General features: G+C 71.6%; 15 protein-coding genes. 7 read left to right on the top strand and 8 right to left on the bottom strand.

Annotated elements, in window-relative coordinates; translation table 11 throughout:
* Positions 1-27: 27 nt before the first annotated feature.
* The 3 genes from ACGFNH_RS25385 (at position 28) to ACGFNH_RS25375 (ending at position 1811) form a co-directional block, all read left to right on the top strand.
* A complete protein-coding gene (locus ACGFNH_RS25385; RefSeq protein ID WP_393657361.1) occupies positions 28-486 on the top strand; it encodes a phage holin family protein in 459 nt (152 codons plus the stop codon).
* The gene (locus ACGFNH_RS25380) at positions 483-1409 is read left to right on the top strand and encodes an alpha/beta fold hydrolase (protein ID WP_393657359.1); all 927 of its coding nucleotides are present in this window, start codon (positions 483-485) and stop codon (positions 1407-1409) included. The genes ACGFNH_RS25385 and ACGFNH_RS25380 overlap by 4 nt, the downstream gene beginning before the upstream one ends.
* 180 nt (positions 1410-1589) lie before the next feature.
* The gene (locus ACGFNH_RS25375) at positions 1590-1811 is read left to right on the top strand and encodes a hypothetical protein (protein WP_393657358.1); all 222 of its coding nucleotides are present in this window, start codon (positions 1590-1592) and stop codon (positions 1809-1811) included.
* Positions 1812-1941: 130 nt separating this feature from the next.
* On the opposite strand, the gene ACGFNH_RS25370 is transcribed toward ACGFNH_RS25375, so the two are convergent.
* From ACGFNH_RS25370 to nth, 3 genes are read right to left on the bottom strand one after another with little or no spacing between them, the layout of a single operon-like run.
* Positions 1942-3141, bottom strand: coding sequence for a MarP family serine protease (locus ACGFNH_RS25370; RefSeq protein ID WP_393657356.1), 1200 nt, complete (start codon positions 3139-3141; stop codon positions 1942-1944).
* Positions 3142-3153: 12 nt separating this feature from the next.
* Positions 3154-4128 (bottom strand): NUDIX hydrolase, encoded by a 975-nt coding sequence (locus ACGFNH_RS25365; protein WP_393657354.1) that lies wholly within the window; start codon positions 4126-4128, stop codon positions 3154-3156.
* A complete protein-coding gene (nth, locus tag ACGFNH_RS25360) occupies positions 4125-4946 on the bottom strand; it encodes an endonuclease III (protein ID WP_393657352.1) in 822 nt (273 codons plus the stop codon). Before nth ends, ACGFNH_RS25365 begins: the two co-directional genes overlap by 4 nt.
* A gap of 250 nt (positions 4947-5196) precedes the next feature.
* Here nth and ACGFNH_RS25355 point away from each other — a divergent pair, with 250 nt between their 5' ends.
* The gene (locus ACGFNH_RS25355) at positions 5197-5871 is read left to right on the top strand and encodes a Crp/Fnr family transcriptional regulator (protein ID WP_351508004.1); all 675 of its coding nucleotides are present in this window, start codon (positions 5197-5199) and stop codon (positions 5869-5871) included.
* Positions 5872-6502: 631 nt separating this feature from the next.
* Entirely contained in the window at positions 6503-6925 is a 423-nt protein-coding gene (locus tag ACGFNH_RS25350; RefSeq protein ID WP_393657350.1) for a helix-turn-helix domain-containing protein, read from the top strand.
* Positions 6926-7148: 223 nt separating this feature from the next.
* Here ACGFNH_RS25350 and ACGFNH_RS25345 read toward each other — a convergent pair whose 3' ends face one another.
* From ACGFNH_RS25345 to ACGFNH_RS25330, 4 genes are all read right to left on the bottom strand, one after another.
* Complete coding sequence (locus ACGFNH_RS25345; RefSeq protein ID WP_393657348.1) at positions 7149-7979, bottom strand: MBL fold metallo-hydrolase; 831 nt, start codon at positions 7977-7979, stop codon at positions 7149-7151.
* A complete protein-coding gene (locus ACGFNH_RS25340; protein ID WP_393657346.1) occupies positions 7976-8920 on the bottom strand; it encodes an NUDIX hydrolase in 945 nt (314 codons plus the stop codon). Before ACGFNH_RS25340 ends, ACGFNH_RS25345 begins: the two co-directional genes overlap by 4 nt.
* 70 nt (positions 8921-8990) lie before the next feature.
* The gene (locus tag ACGFNH_RS25335; RefSeq protein ID WP_393657344.1) at positions 8991-9455 is read right to left on the bottom strand and encodes a RidA family protein; all 465 of its coding nucleotides are present in this window, start codon (positions 9453-9455) and stop codon (positions 8991-8993) included.
* Positions 9452-9607, bottom strand: coding sequence for a DUF4177 domain-containing protein (locus ACGFNH_RS25330; protein WP_345038500.1), 156 nt, complete (start codon positions 9605-9607; stop codon positions 9452-9454). Before ACGFNH_RS25330 ends, ACGFNH_RS25335 begins: the two co-directional genes overlap by 4 nt.
* 72 nt (positions 9608-9679) lie before the next feature.
* Between ACGFNH_RS25330 and ACGFNH_RS25325 the strand changes: the two genes are divergently transcribed.
* Positions 9680-10672, top strand: a complete 993-nt coding sequence (locus ACGFNH_RS25325; RefSeq protein WP_393657342.1) for an ArsA family ATPase — start codon at positions 9680-9682, stop codon at positions 10670-10672.
* Positions 10669-11937 (top strand): ArsA family ATPase, encoded by a 1269-nt coding sequence (locus ACGFNH_RS25320; protein ID WP_393657340.1) that lies wholly within the window; start codon positions 10669-10671, stop codon positions 11935-11937. Before ACGFNH_RS25325 ends, ACGFNH_RS25320 begins: the two co-directional genes overlap by 4 nt.
* Before the next feature lie 384 nt (positions 11938-12321).
* Here the strand turns inward: ACGFNH_RS25320 and ACGFNH_RS25315 are convergent, their stop codons facing one another.
* Positions 12322-12678, bottom strand: a complete 357-nt coding sequence (locus ACGFNH_RS25315; RefSeq protein WP_393657583.1) for a WhiB family transcriptional regulator — start codon at positions 12676-12678, stop codon at positions 12322-12324.
* Positions 12679-12798: the final 120 nt, after the last annotated feature.

Below are 12798 nucleotides of genomic sequence, written 5' to 3'. Positions count from 1 at the left end.
AGCGGAGAAGAGAAGAGGGATACAGCGATGAGCGCAGTCGAGCAGGACGGCGACCGCAGCCTCGGCCGGCTGGTGGCCGCGGCGACAGCCGATCTGTCCGCCCTGGTGCACGACGAGATCGCCCTGGCCAAGGCCGAGATCCGCCAGGACGTCAAGCGCGCGGGCATCGGCGGAGGAGCGATCACGGCGGCCGGGACCCTGGCGCTGTTCGCCCTGCCGGTGCTGAGCTTCGCCGCCGCGTACGGCATCCACAACCTGGGCCTCGGGCTGGCCTGGTCCTTCCTGATCGTGGGCGCGGCGTATCTGCTCGTCGCGGCGGTGCTCGGGCTGTTCGCCGTCGCCAAGTTCAAGAAGGTGAAGAAGCCGGAGAAGTCGATCGCCTCGGCGAAGGAGACGGCCGCGGTGCTGCAGCACGTACGGCCGCACCCCCGTCCGGCGGACGGCGCCCTCCCCGCCGACGTGACTGTGACACGCTCGTCCGTATGACGGTCCCCGGAACACCAGCCTCGGTCGCACGGCTCGACGGCCCCTGGACCCATCGGAACGTGGCCGCCAACGGCGCCCGCTTCCATATCGCCGAGGCCGGCGACGGCCCGTTGGTGCTGCTGCTGCACGGCTTCCCGCAGTTCTGGTGGACCTGGCGCCACCAGCTCACCGCGCTCGCCGACGCGGGCTTCCGCGCGGTGGCCATGGATCTGCGCGGGGTGGGCGGCAGCGACCGCACCCCGCGGGGCTACGACCCGGCGAACCTCGCCCTCGACGTGACCGGGGTGATCCGGTCCCTCGGCGAGCCGGACGCCGCGCTCGTCGGCCACGACCTGGGCGGTTACTTGGCCTGGACGGCGGCGACGATGCGGCCGAAGCTCGTCCGGCGGCTCGCGGTCTGCTCGATGCCGCATCCGCGGCGCTGGCGTTCGGCCATGCTCGCCGATGCCCGGCAGTCGGCAGCGGGCAGCCACGTCTGGGGCTTCCAGCGGCCATGGATCCCGGAGCGGCGGCTGACGGCGGACGGCTCGGCGCTGGTCGGGCAGCTCATCCAGGACTGGTCCGGCCCCCGCCCGCCCGAGTCGGAGGCCCTGGACGTGTACCGGCGGGCCATGAGCATCCCGTCGACGGCGCACTGCTCGATCGAGCCGTACCGGTGGATGGTCCGGTCGCTGGCACGGCCGGACGGGATCCAGTTCAACCGGCGGATGAAACGGCCCGTACGCGTGCCGACGCTTCATCTGCACGGGTCGCTCGACCCGGTGATGCGTACACGGAGCGCCGCGGGGTCCGGGCAGTACGTCGAGGCGCCGTACCGCTGGCGGTTGTTCGACGGGCTGGGGCACTTTCCCCACGAGGAGGACCCCGTCGCCTTCTCCGCCGAGCTCGTCAACTGGCTGAAGGACCCCGAGCCGGACCGCTGACGGCCGCTCACATCGCGGCTCGCATCGCGGGCTCACCTCGCGTCCGCGGGGCTGTTTCCGGACAGCCCCGGGGCGCCGGCGTCGTACACCCTTCCTACGAACGCCAATTGCCGCGCGCATAGGCCGATTGGCGGCGCGAGGGGCGGTTACCGACCCTCCGTCACGGGCACGCTTCCCGGTATGGGTTGGACGCACGACTCCCATGACGCAGGGAGTACGGGGGCTTCTCCCCGGGACACAGCAGTTCGCAGCCGACGCGCCTCCGCCGCGCGCACCGCCCCCAAGGGGGTGATCGTCGCGGGACGACCCGGCCGGGTTTCCGACCTTCAGCTAGGCATTCCGCGCATTCTCCGTCGCCGCGCCCGCTGGGTGTCGGCGCGGCTGCGCCATCCACGCGGCTGACGCGGAGGTGAGGCGGCGGCCCGCTCGGTCTCCGGCCGGTCCGTAACGGCCACCGGTCCGACGGCGCCGCCCCCGCCCCCGAAGTCCGCGCACCCTCGCTCCGGGCACGGCACCGGCCCGGCAGGGCCGTCTACAGCGCGCACCCCTCGCTGTCCACCTGGCGCTTGGCCGTACGGCCCTTGACGATGTCCTCGCGCACCTCGTCGGCGGTCAGGGCGTACCCGGTGTTCGCGTCGTCGAGCGACTTGGCGAAGACCACTCCGTACACCTGGCCGTCCGGAGTCAGCAGCGGTCCGCCGGAGTTGCCCTGCCGGACCGTGGCGTAGAGGGAGTACACATCGCGGCTGACCGTGCCACGGTGGTAGATGTCCGGGCCGCTGGCGTCGATGCGCCCCCGGATCCGGGCCGCACGGACGTCGAACGCGCCGTTCTCCGGGAATCCGGCGACGATCGCGCTGTCGCCCGTGCCGGCGTCGCGCTGGGTGAACTGCAGGGCCGGGGCCCGGAGACCGGGGACGTCGAGGACGGCGATGTCGCGCTCCCAGTCGTAGAGCACGACGCGGGCGTCGTAGAGCTTGCCCTCGCCGCCGATCTGCACGGTCGGCTCGTCGACTCCGCCGACCACATGCGCGTTGGTCATGACGCGGTTCGGCGAGAAGACGAATCCGGTGCCCTCCAGGACCTTGCCGCAGCTACGGGCCGTGCCGAGGACCTTCACGATGCTGCGCTGGGCGCGGGTGGCGACCGGGCTGGTCGCCAGCTTGGGATCGGGCGGAGCGACCGAGGTGATGGGCTCGTTGGAGAACGGGCTGAAGACCTGCGGGAAACCGTTCTGGGCGAGGGCGGAGCTGAAGTCCGCGAACCAGGTGTTGGCCTCCCCCGGGATCACCTGCGATACGCCCAGCAGGATCTTGGAGTTGCGGACTTCCTTGCCGAGCGTGGGCAACGACGTGCCGGCCAGAGCCGATCCGATGAGCCAGGCCACGAGCAGCATCGCGACGACGTTGACCACCGCGCCGCCCGTCGCGTCGAGCGCGCGGGCCGGTGACCAAGTGATGTGCCGGCGAAGCTTGTTGCCCAGGTGTGTGGTGAACGCCTGGCCGACCGAGGCGCAGACGATGACCACGACGACCGCCGCGACGGCCGCTCCCGTACCCGGAGTCGCCTCGTCCGTGACCTGATCCCAGATCACGGGCAGCAGATAGACGGCAACCAGACCGCCGCCGATGAATCCGATCACCGACAGGATGCCGACCACGAAGCCTTGCCGGTAACCGACGATGGCGAACCACACAGCGGCGAGCAACAGAAGGATGTCCAGCACGTTCACCGAGATACCGTCTCATGCGCTCCAGTCGAGAGGGACGTGCTTACTGCGGTCCCAGGGGCGTTCCCAGCCGGCGAAATGCAGAAGGCGGTCGATCACACCGGCCGTGAAACCCCAGACCAGGGCATCCCGGACGAGGAACGCGGGGCCCTGGTAGCCGCTCGGGTGGGTGGTGACCGCGCGGTTGGCCGGGTCCGTGAGTTCCGCCACTGGCACCGTGAACACCCGGGCCGTTTCGGCCGGATCGACCGGGGCCACGGGGGACGGCGCCCGCCACCAGCCCAGCACGGGGGTGACGACGAAGCCGCTCACCGGAATGTAGAGCCGGGGCAGGGCGCCGAAGATCTGGACGCCCGAGGGGTCCAGGCCGGTCTCCTCCCACGCCTCGCGGAGCGCGGCGCGCAGCGGTCCTACGGTCCGGGGATCGCCGTCCTCCGGGTCGAGGGCGCCGCCGGGGAAGGACGGCTGGCCGGCGTGCGACCGGAGGGTTCCGGCGCGCTCCATGAGGAGCAACTCGGGGCGGTGACCGTTCGTCGCGCTCGGACCGGCAGGGTCGGAGCGGACAGGAGCTGTGGCAGGGCCGGGCACTGCGGACGTATCGGCGGCGCCGGGGCGGGCAGGGGTCGTGCCGGCGCTGTGGGGGCCGACCTCATGGGTGGCGGCGCTGTGGGGGCCGACGCTGTGGGGGCCGGCGTTGTGGGGGCCGGCGTTGTGGGCACCCATCTCGTCGGTGACTGCGCTGCCGGTTTCCCCGTCGTCGGTCCCGCCGCCGTCGCCGCCGCCGTCGCCGAACAGGATGAGGACCGCGGAGGGGCGGCCACCGGAGTCGGGCGGCAGAAAACGGCTGAGCTGCTCCGGCTCGACGGTCTCGGCCGCGCGCACCACCGGGTCCAGCCACGCGGGAAGCCCGTCGGCGCTGACGGTGATCTCGCCGTCGAAGGCTCCGGAGGTCCCGGGTGACGCTCCGAAGGTCTCCTGGGGACGGCTCATGCGGCCCCCAGCGGCAGGGCGGGCTTGCCGGGATAGTCGGCCGGGGGCTTCAGCCGCTGTCCCGGCGCTCCGCCCAGCTCGTACTTCAGCAGCTTCTTCGCCTTCTCCGGGTCGGTCTCGCCCTCGCCGTACGCGGGGCAGAGCGGGGCGATGGGGCAGGCGCCGCAGGCCGGTTTTCGGGAGTGGCAGACGCGGCGGCCGTGGAAGATGATCCGGTGCGAGAGCATCGTCCAGTCGCTCTTGGGGAAGAGCGAGGCGATCTCGGCCTCGACCTTGTCCGGGTCCTCCTGCTCGGTCCATTTCCAGCGGCGTACGAGTCGGCCGAAGTGGGTGTCCACGGTCAGGCCCGGGACCCCGAAGGCGTTGCCCAGCACCACATTCGCCGTCTTGCGGCCCACGCCGGGCAGGGTGACCAGGTCCTTCAGCCGCCCGGGCACCTCACCGCCGAAGTTGTCCCGCAGGGCGGTGGAGAGGCCGATCAGCGACTTCGTCTTGGCGCGGAAGAAGCCGGTGGGCCGGATGATCTGCTCCAGCTCCTCGGGATTCGCCGCCGCCATGTCCTCGGGTGCGGGGTAGACGGCGAAAAGATCCGGGGTCGTCTGATTGACCCGGAGATCGGTCGTCTGGGCGGAGAGCACGGTCGCGACGAGGAGCTGGAAGGGGTTCTCGAAATCCAGCTCGGGATGGGCGTACGGGTAGAGATCGGCCAGCTCGCGATTGATTCTGCGCGCCCTCCGGACGAGCGCGAGCCGGGACTCGGGGTTGGCTTTTGCGCTTTTCGCTACCTTTCTCCCCTTGGCAGGCTCGTGTTCGCCCACAGCGGAATTTCGCGACCCGCTCACCCGTACAGCCCCCTTGCCCTGTGCTCTCACCGGCGTATTGGACACCCGGCCAGCGTAAGGCCCGGCACCGACAAACGGCCTGGCCGCCGGAAATCGGAACCCCGATCGGACCCCTGCCGTATGGCTTCCGCGGGGCATGCGCCACACTTGTGTTTGATCACACAGTTTTACCGTCCGGCATCATGGGGACGACGGTCCCCTGTGCATGTCGACAAGGAGAGATCTCGTGGACGACGTTCTGCGGCGCGCCCCGCTGTTCGCGGCGCTCGATGAAGAGCAGGCCGCTGAGCTGCGCGCCTCGATGAGCGAGGCCACCCTGGCCCGCGGCGACGCCTTGTTCCACGAAGGTGACCCGGGCGACCGCCTGTATGTGGTCACCGAGGGCAAGGTCAAGCTGCACCGCACCTCCCCCGACGGCCGCGAGAACATGCTCGCGGTCCTCGGCCCTGGTGAGCTCATCGGCGAGCTCTCCCTCTTCGACCCCGGCCCCCGTACGGCCACGGCCAGCGCTCTCACCGAGGTGAAGCTGCTGGGCCTGGGCCACGGCGACCTCCAGCCCTGGCTGAACGCCCGGCCCGAGGTGGCCACCGCGCTCCTGCGCGCCGTGGCACGCCGTCTGCGCCGGACCAACGACTCGATGTCCGACCTGGTCTTCTCCGACGTGCCCGGTCGCGTCGCGAAGGCCCTGCTCGACCTCTCCCGCCGCTTCGGCGTGCAGTCGGAGGAAGGCATCCATGTCGTCCACGACCTGACCCAGGAGGAGCTGGCCCAGCTCGTCGGCGCCTCCCGCGAGACGGTCAACAAGGCCCTCGCGGACTTCGCGGGCCGCGGCTGGCTGCGCCTGGAGGCACGGGCCGTGATCCTGCTGGACGTGGAGCGGCTGGCCAAGCGCTCGCGCTGACCGCGCGGCGCTCTCGCAGCGCGTGAAGGGGTCCCACCGGGCGGTGGGGCCCCTTCGGCGTACGAGCGGCCGTCTGGGGCGCGGGACGAGCCGCCGCCAGGCACGCGAGACGCTCACGCCGTACGAGCTGGGCCTCCGCCGCCGAAGCTGCGCACACGCCGTACGAGTTCCGCGGCTCGCGCATGGCAGCGCCCGGCACGCGCGAGGCACACCGGGCGCTCCCGAGGCGACGGGCGGCCGAGTATGCCGACAGGGCCGCGGCCGCACACCACGGGGTTTTCACCGGGTCGCGGCACGGACTCGCGTGGGCCCACGGGGGAAGGCCGGGGGACCGTGCCGCGACTAGGGGGAACTTACTGGCACGCGCGAGAGCGCAACAAGGGCTTGCACGCGATCAATTTCCCTACGCCATCCGCACGTTGCCGTCCTACGCCGCAACCGCCCACAACACCCCGTGGAGCGGTTCACGCCGGACGGGGACGCAGTGGCGCCTGTTGCGCGCCCGCACGCACTGCGCGATTCCTTCACACCGTCCACGCAAGGGAGTTGCCCCGGTGAAGATGGTCTCCCGGGCTCGGTATTTCGCTCGCGCACGCGCGTTAACCTGGGCACCTCACGGAGGGAGCCCGCCATGGCGAAGGACACCCTGGAGGAGTTCGCCGCCTGGATGGCGGACCTGATGAGGTCCCGCGGCTACGACATCGACCACCCGCGCGGCGGCGGCCGCACCAGGATCGCCGACGACGCCGGCGTCCACCGCGCCGCGGTCACCCGCCTGTTGCAGCGGCAGAGCATGCCGGACCTGGCCACCATGCGCGGCCTGGCCCACGCACTCGGCGTCCCCGTACGGGACGTCCTGGTCCGCTCGGGCAAGCTCACCGAGGACGACCTGCCCGCACCTGCGCCGCCGCCCCGGCGCCGCTCGGCACGCGGGCGGCGCATCACACTGGAGGAGGCCGCGGAGCTGCTGGGCGTCCCCGAGGAGCGCCGCGCGCTCTTCCTCCAGGTGGCAGCGCCCTTCCTGCCGGGCAAGCCCGGCAGGGCCGGGGCGTGAACGGAGCGCCGGAGCGGGTGTCGCCCGCCCGTGCCACGCCCTCAAGGCACGGACGCGCCGCACTGCTCAGGCCCGGGACGTGCCGCATCCTCAGGGCACGGGACGTGCCCCGGCTTTCGGCACCCTCAAGACATGCCGCATCTTCGGGAAGCGCCGGGGCAGGCCCCGCCGTTCGGGCCACAGAACGCCCCCTCACGGCACCGGAGTCCGGGCCGACCGCGGCTCAGATCAGCCCGTGCTCGCGCAGATAGTCGAGCTGCGCCCGCACCGACAGTTCCGCCGCGGGCCACAGCGACCGGTCCACGTCCGCGTAGACGTGGGCCACGATGTCCGGTGCCGTGCGGTGGCCGGCCTCGACGGCCGTCTCCACCTGGGCCAGGCGGTTCGCCCGGTGCACGAGGTAGTACTCGATGGCGCCGCGGGCGTCGTTCAGCACCGGCCCGTGGCCGGGCAGGACGGTGCTCACGCCGTCGTCGACCGTGAGCGAGCGCAGCCGCCGCAGGGAGTCGAGGTACTCGCCGAGCCTGCCGTCCGGGTGCGCCACCATCGTTGTGCCGCGCCCCAGGACCGTGTCGCCCGTCAGGACCGCGGCGTCGGCCGGGATGTGGAAGCACAGCGAGTCGGAGGTGTGGCCGGGGGTCGGGACGACCCGGATCTCCGTCCCGCCGTCCGTGATCACATCGCCCGCCTCCAGACCCTCGTCTCCTAGCCGCATCGCCGGGTCCAGGGCGCGTACGGGCGTACGGGTCAGCTCCGCGAAGCGGGTCGCGCCCTCGGCGTGGTCCGGGTGGCCGTGGGTCAGCAGCGTGAGCGCGACGCGCTTGCCCGCCTTCTCCGCCTCGGATATCACCGCACTCAGATGCGACTCGTCGAGCGGGCCCGGGTCGATGACGACCGCGAGGTCCGAGTCCGGCTCGGAGACGATCCAGGTGTTGGTGCCGTCCAGGGTCATGGGGGACGGGTTGGGCGCCAGGACGCACACGGCCCGAGCGGTGGCGGCACCGCCGATCGGTCCGCCGCGCGGCTGCCCCGGCAGGGATCCGGCGAAGGTCATGAGCCGGCTCCCGCGGTTCCGTTGGATCCCGTCGACGCAGAGGTCTCCGGCTCCGAGACCGGGATGTGCATCGTGAACTCGGCATGGCCGGGCCAGCTCAGCACGATCTCCTCGCCCCGCAGTTCCGCCCGCGCCAGAACGGGCGTCAGATCGCGTCCCTCCCCGGCCGCCAGCGCCTCGGCAGCCGAACCGTACGGCTGGAGTTCCCGGAGCATGGCGATCGTCGGGGGCATCATCAGCAGCTCGCCCCGGTCGTAGCCGGCGGCCGCCTCCCCGGGGAGGATCCAGACGGTGCGGTCCGCCTCGGTCGACGCGTTCCTGGTGCGCTGTCCCTGGGGCAGTCCGGCGACGAAGAACCAGGTGTCGTAGCGGCGGGCCTCGAACTCGGGCGTGATCCAGCGGGCCCAGCAGTGCAGCAGGTCGCTGCGCAGCACCAGACCCCGCCGGTCCAGGAACTCCGCGAAGGACTGCTCGCGGGCGACGAGCGCCGCCCGGTCCGCCTCCCAGTCCTCTCCGGTGGTGTCCTCGACGACCGTCTCCGGGGACGACCCGGCGAGCAGCACGCCCGCCTCCTCGAAGGTCTCGCGGACGGCCGCACAGACCACGGCCTGGGCCGACGCCTCCTCATCGACGCCGAGCAGGGCGGCCCAGTCAGCGAGCGAGGGCCCCGCCCAGGCGACGGGGCGCTCGTCGCGCGGATCCACGGAGCCGCCCGGATACGCGTACGCGCCCCCGGCGAAGGCCATGGAGGCGCGTCTGCGCAGCATGTGGACGGACGGGCCCTGCGCCCCGTCGCGGAGAAGCAGCACGGTGGCGGCGCGGCGGGGCGTCACGGGCGTCAGCTCGCCGCCGGCGAGCGCGCGGATCCGCGACGGCCAGTCGTCCGGGTTCCAGCCCCTGCTCTTCCGCTCGGACGGCTCCGGCCCATTCTCGGTGGTCATGGGCCGGATGCTATGCGCTCCCGGGAAGATGTTCGAGGGGACCCCGAGGGCGCGGACCGCACCCTCGGCATCAGTCCGCGATCTCGACCTGGATCTCGACCTCGACGGGGGCGTCCAGCGGCAGCACCGCCACACCGACCGCGCTGCGCGCGTGCACGCCCTTGTCGCCGAGCACCTTGCCCAGCAGCTCGCTGGCACCGTTGATGACGCCCGGCTGAGCGGTGAAGCCCGGCGCGGAGGCGACGAAGCCGGTGACCTTCACGACCCGCGCGATGCGGTCCAGATCACCGACGACGGACTTGACCGCCGCCAGCGCGTTCAGCGCGCAGATACCGGCCAGCTCGGCGGCCTTCTCCTGCGTCACCTCGGCGCCCACCTTGCCGGTGCCCTGCAGCGTCCCCTCCACCATCGGCAACTGGCCCGAGGTGTGGACGTAACTGCCGGAGCGCACCGCCGGGACGTAGGAGGCGAGCGGCGGGACGACCTCGGGCAGCTTCAGCCCCAGTTCGGCGATCCTCTCCTCGACCGCGCTCATGCCTTCTCCCGCTTGAGGTAGGCCACCAGCTGCTCCGGGTTCGGACCCGGCACGACCTGGACGAGTTCCCAGCCGTCCTCGCCCCAGGTGTCGAGGATCTGCTTGGTGGCGTGCACGAGCAGAGGCACTGTCGAGTATTCCCACTTGGTCATGGGCCCGACTGTAATACCTGTGCGGAGCGGCCTCGTGCGTAGGCCGGGCGCCGACTGGTTAGGCTCCCGGGCATGAGCAGGCTCCATGTCGTCAGCGGCAAGGGCGGTACCGGCAAGACGACGGTCGCCGCGGCCCTCGCGCTCGCCCTCGCCTCCGAAGGCCGACGCACTCTGCTGGTAGAAGTCGAGGGCAGGCAGGGCATCGCCCAGCTCTTCGAGACCGAGGCGCTGCCCTACGAGGAACGGAAGATCGCCGTCGCGCCGGGCGGTTCCGGCGAGGTGTACGCCGTCGCGATCGATGCCGAACGCGCCCTGCTGGACTACCTCCAGATGTTCTACAAGCTGGGCAGCGCCGGACGGGCCCTGAAGAAGCTGGGCGCCATCGACTTCGCGACCACCATCGCCCCGGGGCTGCGGGACGTCCTGTTGACCGGCAAGGCGTGCGAGGCGGTCCGCCGCAAGGGCAAGGACGGGCGGCCCGTCTACGACTCCGTGGTCATGGACGCCCCGCCCACCGGCCGCATCACCCGCTTCCTCAACGTCAACGACGAGGTGGCCGGGCTGGCCCGGATCGGCCCGATACACAATCAGGCCCAGGCGGTCATGCGGGTCCTGAAGTCCACGGAGACCGCGGTCCACCTGGTCACGCTGCTGGAGGAGATGCCGGTCCAGGAGACGATGGACGGCGTCACCGAACTGCGCGCCGCAGGGCTGCCGGTCGGCGGGGTCATCATCAACATGGTGCGCCCGCATCTCCTCGACGGGGACGACGTACGGGAAGCCGCGGGCGGCAGCCGTGCGGCCGTGGCCCAGGCGCTCTCCCAGGCCGGGCTCGGCGGCGCCCGCCGCGGCGGCCACGCGGAGCGCCTGGTCGAACCGCTGCTGGACCAGGGCAGAGAGCACGCGGAGCGCCTCGCCCTCGAGCGCGAACAGCGCACGGAACTCACCGGCCTGAGCCTGCCCACGTACGAGCTGGAGTTCCTCGGCGACGGCGCGGACCTCGCGGGGCTCTACCGGCTGGCGGCGGATCTGCGGAAGCAGGGAGTGGCGGAGGAAGGAGCATGAGCACCGTGAGCGCGATGGAACCGGTCGCCCTGCTGGAGACCGATCCGCTGCTGGACGACCGGGACACCCGCATCATCGTCTGCTGCGGCTCGGGCGGCGTGGGCAAGACAACGACGGCGGCGGCCCTGGGCGTACGGGCCGCCGAGCGCGGCCGCAAGGTCGTCGTGCTGACGATCGACCCGGCCAGGCGGCTGGCCCAGTCGATGGGCATCGCCTCGCTGGACAACGTCCCGCGCCGGGTCGAGGGCATCGACGGATCCGCGGGCGGCGAACTGCACGCGATGATGCTCGATATGAAGCGGACCTTCGACGAGATCGTCGAGGGGCATGCCGATGCCGAACGGTCCCGGGCGATTCTGGAGAACCCCTTCTACCAGTCCCTGTCGGCCGGCTTCGCGGGCACGCAGGAGTACATGGCCATGGAGAAGCTGGGCCAGCTCCGGTCGCGCGACGAGTGGGACCTGATCATCGTCGACACCCCGCCGAGCCGTTCGGCGCTGGACTTCCTGGACGCGCCGAAGCGGCTCGGGTCCTTCCTGGACGGGCGGTTCATCAAGATGCTCATGGCCCCGGCGAAGATCGGGGGCCGGGCGGGGATGAAGTTCCTCAACGTCGGCATGTCGATGATGACCGGCACCCTCAACAAGCTGATGGGGGCGCAGCTCCTGCGCGATGTGCAGACGTTCGTGGCCGCGATGGACACCATGTTCGGCGGCTTCCGGACCCGCGCCGACGCGACGTACCGGCTGCTGCAGGCTCCGGGGACGGCGTTCCTGGTGGTGGCGGCTCCGGAGCGGGACGCGCTGCGCGAGGCGGCGTACTTCGTCGAGCGGCTGGCCGCCGAGGACATGCCGCTGGCCGGGCTGGTGCTGAACCGGGTGCACGGGAGCGGGGCGAGGCAGCTCAGTGCGGAGCGCGCGCTGGCGGCCGCCGAAAATCTTGACGACGGCCGCATTGTGGATCATATCCCCGGGCAAGCTGGCAATCGTACGCCCGACGACGGCTCCCCCAGGGCAGAGGGCGGGACGAACCACGACACCGATGAACCCGACGCGGCCGAGATCCTGGCCGCCGGGCTGCTGCGCCTGCACGCCGAACGCATGCAGGTGATCGCTCGGGAACAGCGCACCCGCGACCGTTTCACCGCACTGCACCCGGAAGTGGCGGTGGCCGAAGTCGCCGCGCTGCCCGGGGACGTGCACGATCTCGACGGGCTGCGGGCCATCGGCTCGCGGCTCGCGGACGGGCGACCGGCCATGGCCTGAACTCCGGGTAGCGGTGAACTCCGGGTAGCGGTGAACTCCGGTGGCCCTGATGCTCCGGCTCGGCGCGGCCTGAACTCCCGCTCCGGGAGGGCCGGTCCGCCGGGTGCACGATCCGCACGACGGTACGAGACACACGGCGGCACGAGACACACGCCCACTCAATGCCTCTCAGCGCGGCGCGTGCCGACGGACTGGTGAAAGGGTTCTGCTCACGGGGACACGAAGGGCTCCGTGCTCGGCACTGTGCCGGTGACGCCGCACACGCACCGGTGAAATGGCTCTGCCCGGGCCGGCTGCCCGGGCATTGATGAGCCGTACTTCTCGTGACGTCTGGCCGGCGAGCCGGTGGGGGGTGGCTTTGACCGGGACCGTGCCGCGGGGCTGCTAGCCCGCCGCCGCGAAGTCCGGGTCACCTACCTCCACATCCACATCCACGTCCACATCCATCGGCAACAAGCCCATGGACTGCTCGTACTCCGTGCGCGCGGTCTCCAGAAGCCTGCGCCACGAAGTCACCGTTGGGCGGCGGCGCAACAACGCCCTCCGCTCCCGTTCCGTCATACCCCCCCACACGCCGAATTCGACCCGGTTGTCCAGGGCGTCGGCCAGGCACTCGGTGCGCACCGGGCATCCGGTGCAGACCGCTTTGGCCCTGTTCTGTGCCGCACCCTGAACGAACAGTTCGTCCGGATCAGTCGTGCGGCAGGCTGCCTTCGTACTCCAGTCGGTTACCCAGCTCATGCTGGCGCCGTCCTCTCCCGAATCGAGGCTCCCCCACGGCGGCAGCGGCATATTCACCGTTGCCAGTTGAGGACGTTACGGAAGGAGGGCATGCCGCAACACCCCCTGCGGGCCCAATCT

Origin of the sequence: Streptomyces sp. NPDC048639 (assembly GCF_043199075.1) — a bacterium.
Classification (GTDB): Bacteria; Actinomycetota; Actinomycetes; order Streptomycetales; family Streptomycetaceae; genus Streptomyces.
Note: the sequence above shows the minus strand (reverse complement) of the source record. Positions and strands in the feature narration are given on the sequence as shown.

Excerpts from the sequence above, each read along its gene's own strand:
- ACGFNH_RS25350 (WP_393657350.1), top strand. The coding sequence starts at position 6,503 with ATGGCGAAGGACACCCTGGAGGAGTTCGCCGCCTGGATGGCGGACCTG.
- ACGFNH_RS25340 (WP_393657346.1), bottom strand. The coding sequence starts at position 8,920 with ATGACCACCGAGAATGGGCCGGAGCCGTCCGAGCGGAAGAGCAGGGGC.
- ACGFNH_RS25380 (WP_393657359.1), top strand. The coding sequence starts at position 483 with ATGACGGTCCCCGGAACACCAGCCTCGGTCGCACGGCTCGACGGCCCC.
- ACGFNH_RS25325 (WP_393657342.1), top strand. The coding sequence starts at position 9,680 with ATGAGCAGGCTCCATGTCGTCAGCGGCAAGGGCGGTACCGGCAAGACG.
- ACGFNH_RS25315 (WP_393657583.1), bottom strand. The coding sequence starts at position 12,678 with ATGAGCTGGGTAACCGACTGGAGTACGAAGGCAGCCTGCCGCACGACT.
- ACGFNH_RS25345 (WP_393657348.1), bottom strand. The coding sequence starts at position 7,979 with ATGACCTTCGCCGGATCCCTGCCGGGGCAGCCGCGCGGCGGACCGATC.
- ACGFNH_RS25330 (WP_345038500.1), bottom strand. The coding sequence starts at position 9,607 with ATGACCAAGTGGGAATACTCGACAGTGCCTCTGCTCGTGCACGCCACC.
- ACGFNH_RS25335 (WP_393657344.1), bottom strand. The coding sequence starts at position 9,455 with ATGAGCGCGGTCGAGGAGAGGATCGCCGAACTGGGGCTGAAGCTGCCC.
- ACGFNH_RS25385 (WP_393657361.1), top strand. The coding sequence starts at position 28 with ATGAGCGCAGTCGAGCAGGACGGCGACCGCAGCCTCGGCCGGCTGGTG.
- ACGFNH_RS25375 (WP_393657358.1), top strand. The coding sequence starts at position 1,590 with ATGGGTTGGACGCACGACTCCCATGACGCAGGGAGTACGGGGGCTTCT.
- ACGFNH_RS25365 (WP_393657354.1), bottom strand. The coding sequence starts at position 4,128 with ATGAGCCGTCCCCAGGAGACCTTCGGAGCGTCACCCGGGACCTCCGGA.
- ACGFNH_RS25320 (WP_393657340.1), top strand. The coding sequence starts at position 10,669 with ATGAGCACCGTGAGCGCGATGGAACCGGTCGCCCTGCTGGAGACCGAT.